This window comes from Shewanella sp. MTB7 (assembly GCF_027571385.1).
Lineage (GTDB): Bacteria > Pseudomonadota > Gammaproteobacteria > Enterobacterales > Shewanellaceae > Shewanella.
This window is the reverse complement of record NZ_CP085636.1, coordinates 1081540-1102637: the sequence shown is the minus strand read 5'-3', so window position 1 is coordinate 1102637 and position 21098 is coordinate 1081540. Positions and strand designations below refer to the sequence as shown.

Genomic DNA, 21098 nt, shown 5'->3' with positions numbered 1-21098 from the left:
TCCTACAACTTCTTCTCTGTGCGCTCAAGAATATCCAATGCTTGATTATCGATTAGTAATCTAAAATCAGGCATTCTCTGCTCACTAACCGCTCCGGTAGCAATAGCCCATCGAGCCTGTGTCTGCAAATTTGAGAGTAGAGCATTACTTAACGAAAGGCGGAATATATAATCATTCCAGCCCCATTCGAGCTCAGACATAGATAAGTTAAGGTAATCGCTAACCATCTCCTTGGCTTCATTAGGATAGGTCGATATAAAGGTTTCAGCTTCAGCAATAGCAGCCAAAATCTTTACATACTTTTTTAAATTAATTTCAATAAAGGTTTTTTTGGCTATCAAATTAAACGAGAGATTGTGAGTGCCTTTAGTCTTAAATTGATCAATCTCATCACCGTACTCTTTACTCAGTTGATAACCTAATGGTTCCCAAACAGAAATGGCATCTACCTCGCCAGATAATAATGCACCTCCTAAATCCATAGGCTCCATATACACATGGTCGAAGTCTACCTTGTTATTACCCGTTATAATCATATAAGCATACATGAAGTACTCACTAGCACTGGATTTAACCATGCCGACAGTTTTCCCTACCAACAGGTGAGGCTCTGATATAGACGAACTTTTTAAGGAAAGTATCTTAAGATCATTATCAGATTCAGCAAAACTGGCCAACACAGAAAAATCATTTCGCAAAAAGCTATTAAACATCACCACAGACTCCGAACTAGTAGCTAACTCAACTTCACCGTCCATCATCAATTGGAAACATTGGTGACCGCCTCTAGTTGAGTATAATTTGACTCGAACATTATATTTATCAAATAGTGCTAACCTTTCGGCAACAAAAAAAGGGGAGCTTAAAGGAGTCGTTGAAACGGCAATGTTTATCGGTTCAATATGCTGGGTAGAACCTGATTCAGGCTCAATAAAAATACGGGTTAATACTCCAATAAATATCAAGCAAAAGGCTAAGAATGATATCAACATCTTCTTTATCATCTTATTATCCATATAAAACACTATTCACTATCAAGTGTAGTCGAGGAAAGCACTTATTCTCGATATCCCTCCTGCAGAACTTTAATTTATGGAAGAAGCCCCTTTAGCACAGAATGCTCTCTCTTCCTTGTAATACCCATTTTATTCAATAGATAAAAACTAAATACGATTGATAGCTGGAACCTCCTTCATAACTTGCAGTTTTTGTTGTAACTTCTGGTCATATTTAAACCATCATAAAATCAGTAAGATCTCCACATGCTCAATATTCGTTACTTTTCCCTCGCAAAATCCAGATTGCTAATCTTCCGCTTTAGAGATAAAGATACGGCTGACATCTTTTCCCCAAAGCTGAATAATTTTATGCGTCTTGCCCTTATTCCAAAAACACTTTCCAAACATGATAACCCCAGCCCCCTCAATATCCCGGCGATCCTCAATAGTAAACTTCTTAAAAATCGCCTGTTGAAATTCGTCTATCGGAATACCTACATCTTGACAGTCTGTAGGGTTAAGCCATTGCATCTCTTTATCACTGTGAGACACCGTGCCCCAATACATTCTTGGCGCACCATTGTCAGTAGGTTCAGCATCGGCGAAATTAACAAACAGGTTCTTGGCTCGCCATCGATACTTCTCGTCGGTATAAACCCAAAGATCTGACTGAGCAAGTTCACTGCCTCTTAACAGGCTATTGAGTAACTTTTCTAACCCTTGAGTCGAAACACGCTTATCCTGGGCTGTACCTGAGGCTGTCGTTGCAACGTCATCAGTTCCTTGCTGATTAAAGTGCTCAGGTTCAGGCTCTCTAGTCTTAGACTTTTGGTTAACCTTTCTAGCGTTAGACTTAACACCACCAGCCACTGTGGGCAAGATAGAAAAATCGATAACCAAGGCATCGCTATCAACTAGGACTTGATTGACTTCGATGGCATCTTGTTCCTCTTTCACCTTAGCGAGAGATGGCTTAAACTCTCGACAATCAGCTTTATGATAACGGGAACCAAAACAGGCTACTTTGCCATCTTTTGATGCTTTACGGTAATAGGCCTTACCGTTGCAAACAGGACAGTTCAAAAATTGTCGATAGTGCTCAATCTCATCATCACTCAGTTTCTGAAACTTAAATACTGAATAGGTCATACCTTCAGATCTATCTAAAGTACAGATCGCATCAAGCATAATATCGACTCTTAGTTGGCTTAGGCATACCCTAATGACGAATGGAGAGGGTGATCATCACTGGTGCATGATCTGTGCTCTGACTGTCGAGATCAAAACTTGGATTGATAAGATGACGGTCATAGGTTTCATATCGTCCTACCTCAGCAAGACTTCGGCTGTTTTTAGCATCGAACTCACTAGAGAGCAAAATATAATCGAGCACAGAGCCTTCAGCGAAGTAATAATAGGTCGCCGGCCGCACTTGTGAACAGAGGCTATATTGACTGTTTTGATATAAACCATAGGCATCTTGAAGTTGATACTCTTGCAGTTGCTGTTTGATATCACCCAAAATAGGATCAGGCTTTATTCGAGTGTCGACCGATGTTAATGCAGTTAACACACCATCACTTAAACTATCGTTAAAATCACCCATCAATAGCATAGGGTACTGAGTCTGTGTCCGACGCTCTACCATCGCCCATCGAAGTAGAGCCGCTTCAGAGCCTCGTTGAATACTCGCTCCCCACTGAGCTAATGCTTCCACAGCCAGTAGCTGGCCCGTTTTCACCTCAACCTCGGATTGAGATGAACAATACTCCGTTTGAGCATCAAATAAGGGACGTTTAGATTTAAAGTGCACCACGTAGCAGTCACAAGGACCAAGCTTAGGCAGAACAATGGTTGCCCTCAATGGCATTCGACTGAAGTTAAATCCAGTCTGCATCCCCATCATATCAGCTAATCGTTTATCCGCTTCAACACCGTAAACCTCTTTGATAGGATAACGAGAGGCAATCGCAACTACGGGCTTACTGTAGATAAAGTCATCGACCACATCGGATTTATCGAGAACTGCAAAATATTCCAGCCCACAGGACTGAGTCAATGTTGCTAAGGCGTCGGGGCTAAATACCTCCTGGAAACCTATCACGTCCGGCTGATGCTCATTGAGATATTTAGCTATCCATTGCAGCTTCTTTTGCCACTGCTCCTGACTATAAATATTCTCAAAATCGTAATAAGCCCCAGGCGGTTCAATAAAATTGAACAGGTTAAACGTCGCTATTTTAATCAACTCCGAGGCTTCTGTGTCTTGTGCCGAATGATTATGCAAGCTAGAAGGCCTTATATTGGTGTTAGGGTTAGAAAGTAACTAACTGAAAGTATAGAGCACCTCAAAATAGGATTGAATACCTAGGATAAAATTAGTGATAAATCACCAGTATTTATAGCATCCTGCCTATAAAAGTTCCCGGACTTAACGGTTAAATTGCCAAGAAGAAACATCAGTCACATCTTTATGAGCCAAGCCTATAGAATCTCACTATTACAAGATACTATCCCCATCAGAGTCTCCGCCCTCTTATACAGCCATTGGAACATTATGCAAGCCACTTCGATTGAACGTGTAAAACAAGCCTTTATTGCTGGGATCTGGGCTACGCTTGTGAGTATCACACTTGGTTTTGGTTTCAAAATTTGGTTAGCACAGTGGATGGCTAAAGACGATCTCGCACTTTACCACACGGTTGTTGATATCATTTCACTGTCACTCATACTCATGACGGGCTTTCGCTCCTCAATGGTAGTCAGTTACTCACAAACCCAAAATGACAAAGATATCACCAATCTTTTCCGGTATAGCCTCATTGCTATGGTACTGCTCACTTGGGGTGTAGTGCTACCTTACATAAAACATCAACTGCACATAGATGTTGAATACTTCCATTTAGTCGGCATCATCCTAGGTATGGGATTTAAGGTCTATTTTACTAATCAAATTGCCATGTACCGCATGTATAAAATCTCAAATAAAGTTACTTGGCTAGAACCTTTGGGGCAAGTGTTTACCTTCATCGTCTGTTTCTATTGGCTAAAACAGACCGCGATTTCATCACTCTTTTTCAGTCTAATGCTCTCCTCTACTGCTATCGCGGCCTATATGTTTATAAACCGACGCAAACAGGTTGCAACACCGCCTATCGGACCAGTGAATATGAATCCCAGTCTTCGTGATTTTATGAAAAAAAGCTTTACTGCCTCCCTTGAGGCAGGGGCAAGTATTTTGATGATCTATATCACAGTATTGTTGACTATTGGTCATTTCAGCATAGATGAACTTGGTGACTTCCAAGTCGTGGTTAGGCCTATCATCGCCTATTTAACCTTACTCTTTGTGTTTCCCATCTATCGATTTGTACTCCCTGAGTTAGCCGTCTGTGTTCGCAACGGTGATGAACAACAGATAAAACAGATCAAGCACTGGGTATACAAGATGGCGCTTATCGTCGGCAGTAGTTTCTTTATCTTAATGCTGCTCTTTAGCCATGAAATGGTTACTTTTATATTTCCGCTGCAATACGCAAAATCAGCACCGGTACTGATGCATTTCTCAATGTTTTTTATGTTTATGATGCTCAATGCTTATCAGCTCGCATTTATTAAGGCCCATGGTCTATTTACACAAAGCTTAATAATTAGGGGAAGTGGTATCTTGGCTTTAATCATAAGCTACTACATCTACAGTCGAATGACAGACAATGTGGTCGCGGTGATCTTAGCCTTAGGGACAGGTTATCTACTGATGTTTATCCTCTCAAGTTTGGTTGAGAAACGGATATTAAATCAACCTAAAAAACCATTACATCAGGCCGTTATCTAGATTAGTTTTCGTTAACTGAACCAGCAGCTTTATCTGCCGCATCATTAAAAATACAGACGCGATTACGGCCTGAGTTTTTAGCCTGATATAAGGCTTTATCAGCTTGGACAGTAAACTCAAGCATATCTGAGTCTTTATCCGGGAAGATACTGGTTACTCCTACACTCACAGTAACAAACTCGCTGGTTGGGGAGCTTTCATGGGGTAAGGCAAGCAGTTCGATATTTGTTTGGCAACGTATAGCAGGCGAGAAGCAATCACGAGTGTGCGACATCAATACCACAAACTCTTCACCACCATAGCGGGCCACTAGATCAGTTTTTCGGTTCATGGTCTGATTTAATGCACTAGCAACCTCGCGCAAACATTGATCGCCGGCAAGATGACCATAGGTATCGTTATACAGTTTAAAATGGTCAATATCTATCATCATTAAGCCTATGCTCGACTTCTCACGAATAGCATATTGCCAACATGCTTGTAGACTCTCATCAAAACATCGTCGATTAGCTATTTTCGTTAAACTATCGGTTTGCGATAAAGCTTCCAGCTTTTGTTTCGCTTCATTCAGATCATGTGTCCTTTGTTTAACCACACTTTCTATCCAATCAGAACGTCTCATTAGCGCATAAATATAAAGAGTAGCAAACAAGGCTAATAAGCTACCAAAAATGACAATTATATAGGGTAATCGACCTCGTCGCTCTGCAATATAGCCAGCACTTGGCGTCGCAACGATCGACCATTGTCGGCCACTAAATTTACTCAATTTCTTTTCATAGGTGAATGCAGTTTGAGATGGGGCTAATGCATGGTCTATAGGGAAGTTGGTATAGAGATTATCGACAACATCATGAGTCTTATCCTCTAGCGAAAAAAAGATCCCTTCGACTGAGGTTCGTTTAATTGCGCTACCAAACATATCATCGATGCGATAAACACCCGCTACGAATCCTCTTAACTGCTCCTGACGCTTATATAAGGTACTGGGATCACCTGAAAAAATTGGCAGAAATATAATAATACCTTGTTGATCAGAGCGATAGGAAAGCAAATTGATACTGGATGTTGCTAGGGGTTTATCGAGATCTCGCGCCCTTTCCATAACTAATAACGTCTCCTCTGTCGAGGCAAAATCATAACCAAGCACCCTTTCATTACCCACATGGGGTGCCACATAAAAAATGGGGAAATGGACCTCACGCTCAATAGCTGAGATCATAATATCTCGTTTTTGCTCAATAATTTCAAACTCTGGCAGCTCATTGTGCAGGCTATTTTCAAAGGTCACCCTCTGGCTAGAAAGCACCTTAGGCACCCATTCTAATACTTGAATATCCTGATGGCGAGCCAAGAAGCTACGGGCTATACGGTTAAACTCTTTAGACGTTACATCACTTGAACTATCAAAAAGGCCTTTAATTGCGTGCAGAACCTCAATATTCAGCAAGATCTCTCTTTCTAATGCTGCCGCTTTATCATCGACATCTTTTTTAAAGTCCAGCTCAATTGCCGTGCTCTCTTTATTATATAAACTTCTGCCGATGTAAACAGAAAAACCAACCCCGACAAGGATTGCAATAAATAAGATATATTTCGAAAAGAGGTTCATAGATAACACTCAAAGTGCGAACCAAAGGTCTGCTTAATAGACCTCTAGATAATTAAAAATCCCAAGGCATATCAATATAGAGTCTAACTAAGGTGTCGTTATTCCAAGGTAGAATAGCAAGGTAACCTGGGTCGTCTACACTCATCTTGGCATAGGGTTCCAGATTATATTCAGTGTACTCAACACTCAGTATTAAATAACTATCTTTAACCCAAGAATGTGAATCATAAATGAGAGTAATGCCATATTGATTTTCTAACCACTCATCACCATCATTCCAGTGTTGAGCAGATAAAGACAGGTCTATTACTTCACCCAAAGCGACTCGAGTATTGGCAGCAAAAGAGTAAGCCCCAGTTTTATTCTGAAAGTCTTCGCGATCATACCCTCGTAAACGCGGTACATCATCATCAATTTCAAGAAAATAATAACCAGCCGCCCCCTTAACTGCCACAAAAAAAGCCTCAGTGCTATATTCATAACTTATAGCAGGAAACAGTTTCACCTGCTTCTCTACTGAACTCACAGTATTTCTTTTACCGTCGAGTTCCACTTCCCACATAAGAGTACTGTTTAACGATAGAGTAAAAAGTTCTCCCTTAGCCATATAATTTGACATAAACCAGATCGGAATATGATCAGGATCGAGCTTATCCTTATCGTGGTCAACCAGAACATCGATGTAACCAGTTAACAAAATATTAGACTCTGTAAGATGTGCAAAAGAAAAGTTAACATCTACACCAAAAGTATGAGAGCTCTCCTGCTCTACGATAAAATCGTGCCCACCAAATGCAATACGCCAATCCAGTGCGCTAACATTAAAACTCACCACTGATATCAAAATTGTAGTTGGAAACGTTAAGATTCTACTGAATTCCATTTAATACCTAACCATTGCTACTAAAGAAGCATATAAACATCCATGCACCATCCTATACCAATTGAAGTGAAGATGTGATCAGCCTATAAATAGTTTTCGGTTATAAAGCAAGAACACCTCTAATAGTGACTTAGTTACTCTACTGAATTATTAGGGGATTGTTGGAACTTAAGAATATCACCTTTTTTAGCTGAAATAACGTCACTGCCTATGCTCACTCTATTTTTCCCAAGCTTCTTAGATTTTTGCAATAATCCTTTTACTTGGAATATAAAGTCTGCAGGAAAGCTTGTCTGAGTAGGCGCCATACTAATGACTCCTAAACTAATGGTCACATAATCAGAAATTAATGACGCTTCATGCGCAATATGTAGCTTCTCTATATTGATACGACACTTATCCGCCAGCAAAATGGGTTCATTGGTATTAGGTAACAAAATAGCAAATTTATCCCCCCCATAACGCGCCACTAGATCCATCGTTCGATTAGTCGTCTTTGAAAGTTTATTCGCTATATCCAGTAAACACTGATCGCCACAGATATAACCATAAGTGTCATTAAACAGCCTAAAATCATCAATATCGATCATGATTAATGACAGTGCACTGCCATCTCTTACCGCCCTTAACCACTCCTCCTCAAACCGAAGATCGAAACATTGCCGATTAGCAATTCTCGTCAGATTATCTGCAAAAGATAGCTCCTCAAGCATTAATTTTGCCTCTTCTAATTCACGACTACGCTCCATGGACTCCTCTTGAATAAGCCTTGAATGTTCAATAGCAATAAAAATATAGCCCCCGCCTACCAGCACAAAAATACACCCAAACACACTGATTAAAATGGGAAGCAAGCTTTGGCGTTCGGCTATATAACCTTGGCTAGGAGTGGCTATTATTGTCCATTGCCTACCACCAACTCGTCTAAGTGGACTGGTGTAAGTAAAAGACAGCTGCAAACTATTTAAAGTTTGAACACTAGGATGATTGGTATAGAGAAGTTCTGCGTCTATACCAGTATTATCTATAAGTCTTAAATTGATCCCCAATGCTACCGTTTGCTTTAGCGCTGATTCCACAATATCAGTGATTCGATACACGCCTAGCACTATCCCTAATAGATTTTCCTGACGCTTAATGACAGTACTAGGTTCACCGTTATACACTGGCATTAAGATCAAAAAACCTTTTTGGTCGAAAACCTCCTGAACTAACGTAATACTTTGAGTTGCAAGCGTCAGATCCAAGTCTCGTGATTTTTCTATCATGCTTAATCGATTTACGCTTGAAGCTAGATCGAATCCAGAAGCGGCTTCATTTCCTTTAAAGGGGGCGACATAATAGACAGGATAATAAACATCACGTTTTTCAGCCTTAATCATACTTCCTTGAGATTCTCGTTCGGTAAATTCAAAATCGGGGAGTTCCAATCGACGCGCTTTCTCATACACCTCTCTTTGAGCGTGCCGCACTCTTGGTGCCCATTCCAATGCCTGAATATCATGATGCCTAGCCAAAAAACCACTGGCTAGATTTGTAAACTCACTGGCAGTGACCTCCTCTGAACTGGTAAATAAGCTCTCAAGTGCAAAGAGAACCTCAAGATTAACGAATAACTCTCGTTCCAAGGCCTTAGTTTTATCTTCAACGCTCCGTCTAAAATCAATCCCGATCGCATCGAGTTCTTTATAATAGAGCATCACACCACTGAGTCCGGCGACAAGCAAGCCTACCAGCACTGAAAGCAAAAGAAATTTATGTGAAAAATCTTTATTGACAGGCATCATAGATAAGCACTCTGACTACTTTAGATATATTGAATGAAGATGAAATGATAAAATGATTAGGGTTTAGTTTTGGATCGGGTAAACCTAAATCTATTGACATGTTTACTTACAAAAAGTGAATCACAGACCTTATTGAGACTAGTTCCAATTAAATATAAATCAAATATAAACTCTATAGAAAGTGATTATCCCAGAATAAAAGAGCAGGCTTACCATCAATATTTATCACCTTGCATTCTGGATCGCTTGTGCCATAGTCTCAATGAAGTACACCGTTTTATCATTGCTCTGTAATTTAAGATTGATTGCCAATTCAGGATGGATTAGCCCATGCTACTTGCCAAAAAAAACGCCCAACCATCCCGACTTACTCATCTGGAATCCCAGACCAACATTTCAGACATTCATGGAGATAACCCCCTAATTTGGCCATTGTTTAGTCTGCTTCAAAATTCAGACCACAGTTGGAAAGTCCACCTACTGGCCACCGCACTCCAACAGCAAGGTTTAATGCAAGATCTTGATGAAGATCAGCAAAAGGCACTATTTAAGCGTAACTTCCTATTGATGAATGCTCTCTTTCAACTGCAAGAACTCCTTCTGCCAGAGCATTGGTTACAAGTTAAAGCCATGGAGATCCAGATTTTTAAGATCATTCCAACCAATCTTGATTCCAGCTTAAGGGAAGATGATGCTTTACGTGAGTATTACTTGAATTGGATAAACTATGATACTTGCCCCAATACCATCAAAGAGATGTTAGAGTCATTCTGGAGCCGATATGAAAACTATATTGGAACGAACTCAAACCTGATGCATAAAGAGCAAGCTTTGAAGGTATTTGAACTCAATTTAGACGCCACAAATAGAGAAGTACGTCGGCGTTGGCGAAAACTCGCGCTAAAATGGCACCCTGACCGTCCTGATGGCAATGCCGCTCAATTTCGCCAAGTTTGTGAAGCTTGGCAAACTTTACGCGAGAAATTATAAAATCTCCCTGAAACTCAGATCTAAATCACATTCCATATCCAGTATCCATAGTGAAATTCAGTCATAATTAAGCTTTAGCTTTTATGCTAATTTATTAGGCAGCATATGGCGTATTGCCGGCTTGTGTTGTCTGTTTAACAGACACTGCTAAAGACAAAAACCATCTTCAGCCTGCCACTTTTGAGGACAATAGATTGATTAAACATATTGCATTAGCATTAACATTAGCCGTAGCACCACTGAGTAGCTTTGCCGCACAATTTATTGAAGGTAAACATTTTACCCAAGTATCTGACAAAGCTGCGAGCACTCAACCTAAACTAACTGAGTTCTACTCTTTTTACTGTCATAACTGTTTCAATATGGAAACTCAGTACCTAAGCGACATTAAAGCGAATCTAAATAAAAACGTTAAGTTTGACAGTAAGCACGTTGATTTCATGAACAGTGAGATTGGAACGGAAGTCATGCGCTCTCTAGCCGTGATTCAAGAGCTTGACGCTGGGGATAAGTTAACTCATGCCATGTTTGCAGCTATTCAAGGCGAAGAAGGTGCCCATGGACATGACCATGCTAACGAGACCACGCCTCATAAGAAGCCTGAACTCAATAACCGTGATGATATCAAGAAAGTCTTCGCAGCTAACGGTATCGATAGCAAGCAATATGACAACATTGCTGACAGTAAAGTGGTCGACAATAAGATAGCACTATGGCGTACTCAACAAAGAGAGTTCCGCATTCAAAGTGTTCCAGCCTTTATCGTCAACGATAAATACGCCGTCAACATGGGTGAAGTTCGCTCATTAGGTCAGCTGATCGATCTTATCAATTACTTAGCCTTAGAACATAAGTAATTTATACGCTTAGATTTATAATAGTCAGTCTATTATCTCATCACGAAAAGCGCCTATTGGCGCTTTTTTCTTTTTCAAGTTCAGAGGTAAGCAGATTCCCCCACGCCTTCACAAGCTGCGGCCAGCGCTGGGCCGCTACTGCTCGCTCCTCATAAATCAAGCCTGACAAACTCGTTACGCCATCCCCTTTGACTGATTTTCGTTCAGCTTTGGCGATCATATTCTCCAGAGCTTGAACCAAGCTAGCTTTAGTCTGCTCGGTAAAGAAAACCGATGAGTCCTCTCCCTCTCTTCTTTCTAGTGGCAAGGCTAAAAGTTGCTCAAGCAAGCCATCAACTGAGGTCGTGACTATTACCTTACCCGCCACGATAGACTCTTGGCATATCAATCCAAAAGGCTCCCAGCGTGAAGGGATAACAACAGCATCACAAGAAGATAGAAACAGTGGAACATCTTCTATCTCACCGACCAAAGTTACATTATTAAGCCCTGCAGCCATCAATGCCAAACCTGCTGACATCTCACCACTTCCGGCTAGTCTTAATTCCACCTTATCAGGTGGAATTTCTGACATAGCCTGCATTAACAGATCGAACCCCTTTTGTTTATGAAGACGACCGTAGGCTCCTAACTGAAGAGGAAAAGCAAAAGGTTTATCAGGCAGTGACAGTAGATCATCAACAGGTCTCGCCTGCATTAACACGGCTAACTTGTTCACCTTGATTAGCTCATTATCGAGTAGCCAACGACCTTGGGCAGCCGAGACTGCCAACACTCTCTTCATCAAAAAATAGCTGAGTTTAAGCATTAAAAAAAAACGCCAATGGTTGCGACTTTCATGGGTCATAAACCCTTCACAATAATGGTGTTCTTGATAAAAGATAGGTATACCAATATTACAAAGCTTAAGCAGAATAAACCCTGGTAATTTTCGCCAGGAAGCCGCGGCATGGATAATCAGAATATCGGCATCAAATCGTTTGGGAAGCCAGAATTTAAAATTGATATTAAGGACAGAGAAATCAAAATCTCGTGCTAACTTTGACTCGCACAGACTCTTTAGAGCTAGGTTGACTCCACCAAGTTTATTATCATCGACAAGATGAATCACTCTGGGCCGCAAAGCCACCTCAACTTAATATAAAAACCTTATAGCAGAGTGTAGATCAATTTCTAATGAAATCTAATAGATGCAAACAAGCGAAGATGATATGTATAACAATAAAGCCAATAAAACCTTTCGCCAATATTATATGGTAATTACGCCAAAGCAGCGCATCAGTACTGCCCTGCGATACAAACCACAAGGTGCCAGTTAATCCAACTCCCACCAAAAGCAACATGCCAATACCTTCGACACAACTAAAGAGACCACGACCACCACTGACAGGAATTTTCCCCTTAAACACACCTTTGCAGTCATTCACTAATTGAGTGGTGTTGCCCAACAACCAAGGGAAATATTGATGCCATTTGCCCCGAATGCTGTTAGCTAATAAAAATAGACAAGCCAACAGTGTTGTAAATAACCCCAAATAGACATGAGTGATATCCCACAATGAAGCGTTCTCTCTTATGCTACGCCCCATCAAAAGCCAGCTACTGGTCAGAATAAGGTAAAGTGAGAGAAGTATGATCAATAGATGCTGATACTCACTATACCTAGCATAAATTCTTCCTATCCGTGCTGTCATACTTATCATGGCTAACCCTCTTTAAAATTGAATTTAGAGCCCACTAAACTCACGGGAAAACCCATCAACTTTATCCCAATCGGTATACTCTACATTAGTGTAAGCATCCGTCGGACCTTTAGTTAACCACATGATAAATCTAATTATATTCCTGTCAACCGCGCTATAACCTTGATAATTTAGATTACCTGCAAACACTTGAAGTACATTAGGTTGCCACTCACTTTTTTCAATAAAAGCTAACATGTAAGGATTGGTTTCTGGTCTGTTTTTTGCTGGCTTACGTGCAACTAAACTCACCGAGAAAAATCCCGTGATTTTAGCGTCTAAAATAGCGCGATGTTGAGTGATAAAATCATAAACACTAGGGTTATGTTTACCGTGACGAATACTGGCCCCAAGAAGAATCTTGTCAAAGCCAACAAGATCTGGGGACTCAGCTAAATTGCTGATAACCACTTCATCGCCTAAGGCGGTAAACTTCTTCTGTAGACACTCACAAATCTTACGAGTTTGGCCATGCACACTCGAATATATAATTAGGATCTTACTCACCAGCACCTCAAAGTAAATAAATACTGACCCATAATAAGGTATATACCATTGGATTTACTTGGAACAGATCACGGCCATCATTTTCAAAATCACTGTTAGTTTGACTTCCATCACATATTTTTTGAATAAAAAAAGCATGGCGATTCAACTTACATTGAATCGCCATGCTTAACCATTTTGAATAACACTAAAGGGACATTAAAAATGCGATAACTTGTTTACGTTCATCCATGTTTAACGCCATAAAGCCATCTCGACTCATCAAAGCTTCCCCACCGTGCCAAAGAATGGCTTCTTCGACTGTCGCCGCTCGTCCGTCATGTAAAAAACCGGCTTGTGGGTTGACTGTTTGAGTCAAGCCTATACCCCATAGAGGACGCGTTCGCCACTCATTACCATCGGCAAGAAAGTCAGGACGACCATCGGCAAGCCCCTCACCCATATCATGTAGCAACATATCGGTAAACGGGTAGATAGTTTGCCCTTTAAGGGCATCAATCATAGCCACGCCACCAATATCACCGGATGATTGAGTCACGAAACTCGCCTTGTGACAACCAGTGCAATTAACTTGATCAAACAAACGGGCACCCTCACGAACATCAGGCGCATCGATATTTCGCCTTGCCGGTACCGCTAAGGTCTCGGCATAAAAAACCACCGAGTCACTAAATTCAGCGCTAGCTTCAGGGGCACCATTTTCATCTTCTCCAGTGTCGATAAACCCGGTTCGGGTTAGGTAACTATCATGAAGCGCTGTTCCTGTAATGCTCTCATCAGGGAACAGTGGATTAGTTATCCCGATGTCACCACGAAGCGCACCTAAAGACTGCACACGCACACTAGGCGTATTCGCCTTCCAACCAAATCGTCCAAGGGACACTGGATAGCTATCTCCCGCTTGTGCTTTTACCGCATCAAACACAAAGTTAGCTTTACCTGAGATGCTATCTCCATTGGAATCTAAGGCATCAACTAAGGCAAGAATATCCGCTTCGGGTATCGCTTCTAGTAGTCCTAAACCAAATACAGGCATGCCATTACGCCAACCCATAAGCACGTCATCTTGAAGAATATCTGAAGTCAAGTTCGCACTATTTAAGGTTTCACCGGGCGCATCATAAGGGTTCTCAACGGCAAATACAGGCTTCTTTAACGTGACGATATGACCATCTGGATAGGGAACCTGTTTGCTTTCATAGGACAGATAAACATCCGCTTGGCCACCAAACAGATTATCTTCCCAATCAGGGCGCGCCTTGAGTACGCCACGATGGAATAGCTGACCACCAAAATTAGGCACAGGAATAGGGGCGCAATAATCATTAGCCGCACTGCCGGTAGTACATGCTTCGTCGGCGGCTTTACTTATTCGCAAAAACAGCCCAACTTCAGAGCCCAGTTTAATACGCTCTTTATCAGCAGGTACGATTGGCGTTGAGTTACGCCCATCGCGCTGATGACAAGAGTTACAATCAGCATTATTAAATACCGGTCCTAAACCATCGAGATCCGGATGTTCAATATTGGGGGCTGTGGTGAACGCAGTCTCAAAACCAAGATCCCCTTCCAGATGATGCGCTAAACTTGGAGCAGATAAATTAGGTGCAGGGGTTGAGAAACCATGTCCCGATTCTGATGCATCAAAAGTGGTTGTTTCACCGCCACTGGCTTTGATATTGGTATAAGCCGGATATATCTTCTCATTAGGCTTAGGCTCCACAGCCTCATCTCCTGAACCACCACATGCGCTCAACCCCAAACATATGGCAAAGGTTAAATTTGTATATTGGTACATTTTCATCATTGTTATCCCACACATTCAAACAAATTAGCCCTTATCTTGAACTTCCCTTGCTTGAATTTTATATATGAAAAAGGAGGCCGTTCCGGTGCCTCCCTTATTTGTCTAGTGACTAGTGAGTTTTATCAAAAACTACACTTTCCATTTATTCAATAAAGGAAGCACATCAGACTCAAGACTTGCCTGTAACTTAGTCAACGCATCTACCGCGGTCTGTACTCTTACACGTCCATCTACATCAGAGATAGCCTGACGGAAAGGCATATTGTTAGAACCTGAAATGGCCTTAATCTTGATAATGGCATCATCAATCTCACTGCCCACACGCAAGGCTAAGACCTCATCGGCGGCAGTCACAAAATCTATGATCCCTTGCTTGTCAGCAGCGCCAGTAAACTCACCTTGGTAAACATTACGTACCCCTATAATGTTGTCGCTAAAGTCAGTCAGTGAATTCCATGAATACTGAGATTCGACCTTAGAGGTATCAGTTGTTGCAACTGATGTACCAAAAGGATCTGCAATCTTGCCGTTACCCACTTCATCGACAATGCCAATCATGCCGTTGATAAGCTCTTGGATCACACCAACCTGAGAGCTGTAAAAAGTGTTGCCATCGCTCCCTGGTGTTTTAACTAATTCACCATAGGGCTTACTCCCAACTTGGCCATCGTGGCTTATCTGCCACGCATCATCCAATACCTTGGTGTAGTCACGAAACACGCCAGCAAGACCCATCAAATAATCACGTTCAGTTGCTGTTAATTCAGCAATATCTTTCTGATTATCGTTAACACCATCACCAAACAATAGAAACTCCATCGCATGAAAACCCTGCACGTCATCATTCCAGCCTTTAATTGTTTCGGGATCAAAACCTGAGTTAACTGATAAAACGGCAGTTAAATCCGTTGTATTTAGCGGCCAACTATCTAAATGAGGATCGATACCCAGTGAATCAACCGGACCAAAGATATGAGACTCGCCTTGTTCCCATGGCTGACGTGCTGCCTTCCACGCTTCTTGCGCAGCCAAAAGATTCGCCTGAGTTGGCGTTGCAACCAAGGTTTGAGTGGCAAGTAGCATGGTTTCGCCTTTAGCCGCTAAGTTGTTATAGCCACTGGTGATAACATCATCGGTCAAGTTGGTGATCATCTCAGTAGCGGCAAAACTAAAAGTATTATCAGGCACAACAGGAGTGGAATCGTTACTTCCTGAGCCACCACAGGCAGCTAATGTTGTGATAAGTGCAATTGCAATGGCTGAATATTTAACCTGTTTCATGTAAAACTCCAAAATAACTTAATTTATTATAATTTCTGGGTTGCCGTGAGATCACAACGAGAATTGATAGCCAACACCTAGAGCGAAAAAGTTCGTGTCGGGTATTGAAGCAACTGCAACTTGCTGTCTGCCTGCTTCAGCCTTAATCACGATTTCCGCAATAGGGGAATAGTTAACACCCACGCTAGTCCAGGTATTTTCATAGCGTTTAGTGGCTGTACCTGTTTCAATTTCGGCAAGGGGGTTTGAGTAATCGATATTGGCAAAGATAGTCAAAGGGATTGAAGTGAAGCCCGATAAATCGAAACCGGCTTCAACAAAGAAAGCTTCCGACTTAGAACCAAGTTGAGCGAAGTTACCCGGTTTCAAGCCCGGCGTTGTTTTATTTGCCTGAGTGATCGCCTCAGAATCACTTAAAGTGCCATTTAGGTATTGACCACGAATGATCCAGGGGCCTTGTACAAATGCACCTGAAAGGGCAAGAATACTCACAGTGCCATCGCCAGTCACTTTGTTCGTTTTATGGCGATTGCCTGAGGTATTACCGTAGTAGTAAGCAACACCTAAGGCACTTCCCTCTTTAAAAGAGCCATAATCTAGACGCATAGCATAAGCAAGATCATCGGCATTAACATGCTCAAATCGCTTCTGATGACCAGAAGCCACCCAATCATAGGTTCTGAAGTATTCTGAGTTTAATCCACTGACAACCTGTGCCTGATAGTGAAAGTTAGCCACTTCACCAAAGATACCTAACCCCATCTCATTCCACACGGCGGGCAGTACGGCAGCTTCACTGCGATGACGTAGTACCGTCAGGTACTGATCCGGTTTATGCAGAATGCTTGAAAGACCGATGGGCAGGTGAATATTACCGAACTTAACTCCAAAGGCATCACTTGGGCGATAGCGAAGTTGAGCCTTTTCAATCATCACCTCACCGCCAGCCTCAATCTCTGACTCGAACTCACCAAACTCATCGAAGCCGTCGTATTCAAGAGATGCACCGGTTCCACCATGTTCATATTCAATTTCAACTTCCATGTCCCATTCATCATTGAACTGGTAGCCAAATTCTGTGACTATGCGTTCAAGATCGAAACGTCCACGGCGTTCAGGAGAGGTATCTTGTACATTCTCATAATACTCATCACTGGTGTAATTAACGCTTCCGTAGGATGAAAAACTGAAATTACTAAATTTATTGTTAACAGCTTCCTGTTTAGCTACCGCGATCACTTCAGCTTGTTTTTCTTGCTGCTGAGCAAGCATATTCTGTTGAGCAGTCAGTTCAGCGACATCTTTCTTAAGCTGTTTAAGTTCTTGCTCTTGTTTTGCTATAGCCTGTTGTAACTTAACTGGATCTGGCATAGCAGATGCGTAGCTACTGCTCAGACTGGCAATGCATATAGCCAGTACACTTAACTTGGTCTTCATCAATTATTATCCGCACTGAATTAACAGCTTCCCCTGAATTTGCGAAACAAATTACATCAAATGCGAATCATTTTCATTAAAATTTACATTACTTTTTACGGTAATCCCACAAATCCGTCACAGATGTATGAAAACAAGAGAATAATGAGGGTAAACTAGTGATACAATTGCTGAAATAGTAATCATTAATAGTTAGATGGATGCTTAATGAGTAAAAACCCGCAAAAACTACTTCTGTGGATGACATTTATCATGTCATTGGTTTTCTCTGTATGGCAGGTGCTACTGAATAACTTTGTTATTGAAAAAGCTCAGTTTACTGGTGCCGAAATAGGTATTTTACAAAGTTTGCGTGAGGTTCCCGGCTTTCTCGCTTTTACAGCCATCTTTATTCTTATTCTAATCCGAGAGCAATCATTCGCCCTGCTATCACTGGCTATATTGTGTGTCGGCGTTGCCATCACCGGCTTTTACCCTGGTGTACTTGGGCTCTATTTAACCACCGTACTCATGTCTATCGGTTTCCACTATTTCGAAACAATCAACCAATCACTGACCTTACAGTGGGTCGATAAAAAAGAAACTGCTGGTTTTCTGGGCAAGGCATTAGCTTGGCGTTCAGCCGCTGCCCTTTCAGGTTATGCCAGTATCTGGGTGGTAATGAGTTGGCTTAAGCTCGATTATGTCTGGATGTATGCGCTTATTGGCTGCTTAGGACTCATGATGGTGATCACCGTCACGCTTTATTTTCCCAAATTCGATGTGGGTGAAGTCCAACATAAAAAGATAATTTTAAGAAAAAAGTATTGGCTCTACTACCTACTGACTTTCTTTTCTGGGGCCAGACGGCAGATCTTCATGGTCTTCGCCGGGTTTATGATGGTGGAAAAGTTTGGCTATAGTGTCAGTGAAACCACCGCTCTTTTTCTGATAAATTATGTGGTTAATTTACTGTTTGCTCCCGCTATCGGTCGTTTTATCGGCCGTATTGGCGAGCAGAAAGCACTGACAATCGAATATGTAGGCTTAATTTTCATTTTCATCAGTTACGCCTTAGTAGAAGAACCTGAAATAGCTGCTGCGCTTTATATCATTGATCACTTGTTGTTTGCTATGGCCATCGCGATTAAGACTTACTTCCAGAAAATAGCCGACAGTAAAGATATTGCCGCCACGATGTCCGTCAGTTTTACTATCAACCACATAGCTGCAGTAGTTATCCCTGCTGCTTTAGGTTTGGTGTGGCTTGCTTCCCCAAGCACAGTATTTTATATCGGTGCAGGATTTGCTATCTGCTCATTGATTCTGGCAAGGAACATACCTAGTGCGCCAGCCCAAGGAAATGAAGTCATTTGGAGTTTAACTTCAAAAAATCGAGACAAAACATCCATCAATCAAACAGATTAAGTTAATATTTAATACAGTATTAAAAATAGTGCAGAGACAACGATGGCGGAATTGGTAAAAGTAAACGAAAAAAAATCGACTCAGTCCGATGTATCAGCTCGTAAAAAAGCCCTGTTATTAGGCCAGCAACTCGGATTGAGCAGCGAAGATGAATATCGGCCAAGCAGTGCATCAATTGTCGAACGCGCTCAACACAGACAACATAAATTGCTTAGCCGTTACCAAAGTAATCTTGAAACCATCTATGCCATCGCCTTAACTCATACCCCGTCGGATGTCACTGGCGTCGATCTCGATCCCGATTGGGCTCATCAATTTTTCCAACTTGCTGAACAGATCCATAACCGTAAGATGCAAGAATTATGGGGACGTATTTTAGCGAACGAGATCACCAAGCCAGGTAACTTTAGCCTGCGCACTCTCTCAATTCTGAAACAGCTAACCCATAAGGAAGCCCAAATCCTTGAAAAAGCCTTAGGAATGGCCGTAAAAGTGAACGAGGAGAATCGATTAAAGCTGATTAATGGTTATCGTTATACGGGAGGCATTGGACAGCTATTTCGTAAATCAGCCCCTATTAGTATCGGCTTTTCTAACTTTGGTATGCCCTACTCAAGTATTCTGACCTTAATCGATGCGGGAATACTGCACCGCGGAGAGTTTGAAACAGGCTTGCTCAATAGCAAAAAAACCATCAACTTCACATTATTATCACAAACAATGAAACTCACACCTAAGAGTGGGCACCTATTGTTTATCTATTATCGATTAACACCGAGTGGTGATGAGTTAACCCAACTAATTCAGCCTAAACCCGATGCGGAATATGCAAAAGCGTTCCGAACCCTTTTTGCTCAAGACTTTAAAATTGAGTAGCACCGGAAAAATAGCGCTTAATGGCTATCTTTTAGCTCTGTGCTCATCCCCATAAGTTCACCATCAACTTTTGGCTTGAACCAATGCAGTGTATCGGCAAGCTCCACCACTTCACCGATAATCATCAAAGCAGGCATTTTAAGCTCAGGATCCAACGCTAGCGCATCCAACTCACCTAAAGTTCCGATAAAGCGTCGCTGATCAGCTGTTGTGGCTCTTGAGACAATAGCTACTGGCGTATCAGCTCCTCGGCCCGCATCCATTAAACCCGATTTGATCAAACCAGCATTAAGGATTCCCATATAGATAACCAGAGTATTATTGGGGCTAGCATAGCCGTTCCAATCCATTGGACGACTCTCTAACTGGCAGTGACCAGTGATAAAGGACACCCCTTGGGCATAATCTCGATGTGTCAGCGGGATCCCTGCATAAGCCGAAGTACCACTGGCAGCAGTAATACCTGGGACGACTTCAAACTCGAGCCCAGCTTCAACTAAGCTTTGTAACTCTTCTCCACCACGTCCAAAAATAAAAGGATCTCCCCCTTTTAAGCGAACAACGTTCTTACGAGTGAAACCTTTCGTCACCAATAATTGATTAATCTCATCTTGTGCCGCACTGTGTTTACCAGCACGTTTACCGACAGCAATTTTTTCTGCATTTTGAGGGACAAGTGCCATAATATCATCACTGACGAGGGCATCATAAAGTACCACATCGGCACTTTTTAGAACCCGGTATGCTTTAAGCGTTAACAGTTCAACATCTCCAGGGCCGGCTCCGACTAACCATACCTTTCCACTAGCTCGTTGACCGGGTAACGTTACGATCTCCATCTCATTGCTCCACACATGACTCTATAGCGTAAAATATACCTGTCTACTTATAACTTAATAAATAGTTATTTCTTACTCTTTATTCCTTTTAGTTATTTAAAATAAAAACTCAACTAAATTCAATTAGGTAACAATAGGTTAAGCCTCTTTACTTGTGCCGCCTTGTAAGGAGAACGTTGTTACAACATTAAGCTTTTGTATATATTTACAAGTCGTTTGGATATCGAAGCCTATTAAAAT

General features: G+C 41.6%; 18 protein-coding genes. 5 read left to right on the top strand and 13 right to left on the bottom strand.

What is annotated here, in order from left to right; all coding sequences use genetic code 11:
• Window positions 1-2 precede the first annotated feature (2 nt).
• From HWQ47_RS04465 to HWQ47_RS04455, 3 genes are all read right to left on the bottom strand, one after another.
• Window positions 3-1016, bottom strand: coding sequence for an ABC transporter substrate-binding protein (locus tag HWQ47_RS04465; protein ID WP_269969985.1), 1014 nt, complete (start codon window positions 1014-1016; stop codon window positions 3-5).
• A 288-nt stretch (window positions 1017-1304) separates the two neighbouring features.
• Complete coding sequence (locus HWQ47_RS04460) at window positions 1305-2186, bottom strand: hypothetical protein (protein WP_269969984.1); 882 nt, start codon at window positions 2184-2186, stop codon at window positions 1305-1307.
• 31 nt (window positions 2187-2217) lie between these two features.
• On the bottom strand, window positions 2218-3285 hold the full coding sequence (locus HWQ47_RS04455) for an endonuclease/exonuclease/phosphatase family protein (protein WP_269969983.1): 1068 nt from the start codon (window positions 3283-3285) through the stop codon (window positions 2218-2220).
• 270 nt (window positions 3286-3555) lie between these two features.
• On the opposite strand from HWQ47_RS04455, the gene HWQ47_RS04450 reads away from it, so the two are divergent.
• Entirely contained in the window at window positions 3556-4833 is a 1278-nt protein-coding gene (locus HWQ47_RS04450) for a lipopolysaccharide biosynthesis protein (RefSeq protein WP_269969982.1), read from the top strand.
• A gap of 1 nt (window position 4834) precedes the next feature.
• On the opposite strand, the gene HWQ47_RS04445 is transcribed toward HWQ47_RS04450, so the two are convergent.
• The 3 genes from HWQ47_RS04445 to HWQ47_RS04435 all read right to left on the bottom strand — a co-directional run bounded on the left by HWQ47_RS04445 (window position 4835) and on the right by HWQ47_RS04435 (window position 9115).
• Entirely contained in the window at window positions 4835-6445 is a 1611-nt protein-coding gene (locus HWQ47_RS04445) for a diguanylate cyclase domain-containing protein (RefSeq protein ID WP_269969981.1), read from the bottom strand.
• 52 nt (window positions 6446-6497) lie between these two features.
• The gene (locus HWQ47_RS04440) at window positions 6498-7328 is read right to left on the bottom strand and encodes a hypothetical protein (protein ID WP_269969980.1); all 831 of its coding nucleotides are present in this window, start codon (window positions 7326-7328) and stop codon (window positions 6498-6500) included.
• A 134-nt stretch (window positions 7329-7462) separates the two neighbouring features.
• Entirely contained in the window at window positions 7463-9115 is a 1653-nt protein-coding gene (locus HWQ47_RS04435) for a CHASE domain-containing protein (protein ID WP_269969979.1), read from the bottom strand.
• 330 nt (window positions 9116-9445) lie between these two features.
• Here HWQ47_RS04435 and HWQ47_RS04430 point away from each other — a divergent pair, with 330 nt between their 5' ends.
• Both HWQ47_RS04430 and HWQ47_RS04425 read left to right on the top strand, forming a co-directional pair.
• Window positions 9446-10105 carry a DNA-J related domain-containing protein gene (locus tag HWQ47_RS04430; protein ID WP_269969978.1) on the top strand — a complete coding sequence of 220 codons (660 nt, stop codon included), beginning with the start codon at window positions 9446-9448 and terminating at the stop codon, window positions 10103-10105.
• A gap of 194 nt (window positions 10106-10299) precedes the next feature.
• Window positions 10300-10962 carry a thiol:disulfide interchange protein DsbA/DsbL gene (locus tag HWQ47_RS04425; protein WP_269969977.1) on the top strand — a complete coding sequence of 221 codons (663 nt, stop codon included), beginning with the start codon at window positions 10300-10302 and terminating at the stop codon, window positions 10960-10962.
• 40 nt (window positions 10963-11002) lie between these two features.
• Here the strand turns inward: HWQ47_RS04425 and HWQ47_RS04420 are convergent, their stop codons facing one another.
• The 6 genes from HWQ47_RS04420 to HWQ47_RS04395 all read right to left on the bottom strand — a co-directional run bounded on the left by HWQ47_RS04420 (window position 11003) and on the right by HWQ47_RS04395 (window position 17736).
• Window positions 11003-12085, bottom strand: a complete 1083-nt coding sequence (locus tag HWQ47_RS04420) for a glycosyltransferase (RefSeq protein WP_269969976.1) — start codon at window positions 12083-12085, stop codon at window positions 11003-11005.
• A 43-nt stretch (window positions 12086-12128) separates the two neighbouring features.
• Entirely contained in the window at window positions 12129-12665 is a 537-nt protein-coding gene (locus HWQ47_RS04415; protein ID WP_269969975.1) for a cytochrome b/b6 domain-containing protein, read from the bottom strand.
• 24 nt (window positions 12666-12689) lie between these two features.
• Entirely contained in the window at window positions 12690-13211 is a 522-nt protein-coding gene (hemG, locus tag HWQ47_RS04410; protein ID WP_269969974.1) for a menaquinone-dependent protoporphyrinogen IX dehydrogenase, read from the bottom strand.
• Window positions 13212-13398: 187 nt separating this feature from the next.
• Entirely contained in the window at window positions 13399-15018 is a 1620-nt protein-coding gene (locus HWQ47_RS04405) for a di-heme oxidoredictase family protein (RefSeq protein ID WP_269969973.1), read from the bottom strand.
• Between the two features lie 129 nt (window positions 15019-15147).
• Window positions 15148-16299 carry an imelysin family protein gene (locus tag HWQ47_RS04400; RefSeq protein ID WP_269969972.1) on the bottom strand — a complete coding sequence of 384 codons (1152 nt, stop codon included), beginning with the start codon at window positions 16297-16299 and terminating at the stop codon, window positions 15148-15150.
• Window positions 16300-16350: 51 nt separating this feature from the next.
• The gene (locus tag HWQ47_RS04395; RefSeq protein WP_269969971.1) at window positions 16351-17736 is read right to left on the bottom strand and encodes a hypothetical protein; all 1386 of its coding nucleotides are present in this window, start codon (window positions 17734-17736) and stop codon (window positions 16351-16353) included.
• A 207-nt stretch (window positions 17737-17943) separates the two neighbouring features.
• Here HWQ47_RS04395 and HWQ47_RS04390 point away from each other — a divergent pair, with 207 nt between their 5' ends.
• On the top strand, window positions 17944-19143 hold the full coding sequence (locus tag HWQ47_RS04390) for an MFS transporter (protein WP_269969970.1): 1200 nt from the start codon (window positions 17944-17946) through the stop codon (window positions 19141-19143).
• 42 nt (window positions 19144-19185) lie between these two features.
• The gene (locus tag HWQ47_RS04385) at window positions 19186-20019 is read left to right on the top strand and encodes a TIGR03899 family protein (protein ID WP_269969969.1); all 834 of its coding nucleotides are present in this window, start codon (window positions 19186-19188) and stop codon (window positions 20017-20019) included.
• A 17-nt stretch (window positions 20020-20036) separates the two neighbouring features.
• Here the strand turns inward: HWQ47_RS04385 and cobA are convergent, their stop codons facing one another.
• A complete protein-coding gene (gene cobA, locus HWQ47_RS04380) occupies window positions 20037-20858 on the bottom strand; it encodes a uroporphyrinogen-III C-methyltransferase (protein ID WP_269969968.1) in 822 nt (273 codons plus the stop codon).
• Window positions 20859-21098: the final 240 nt, after the last annotated feature.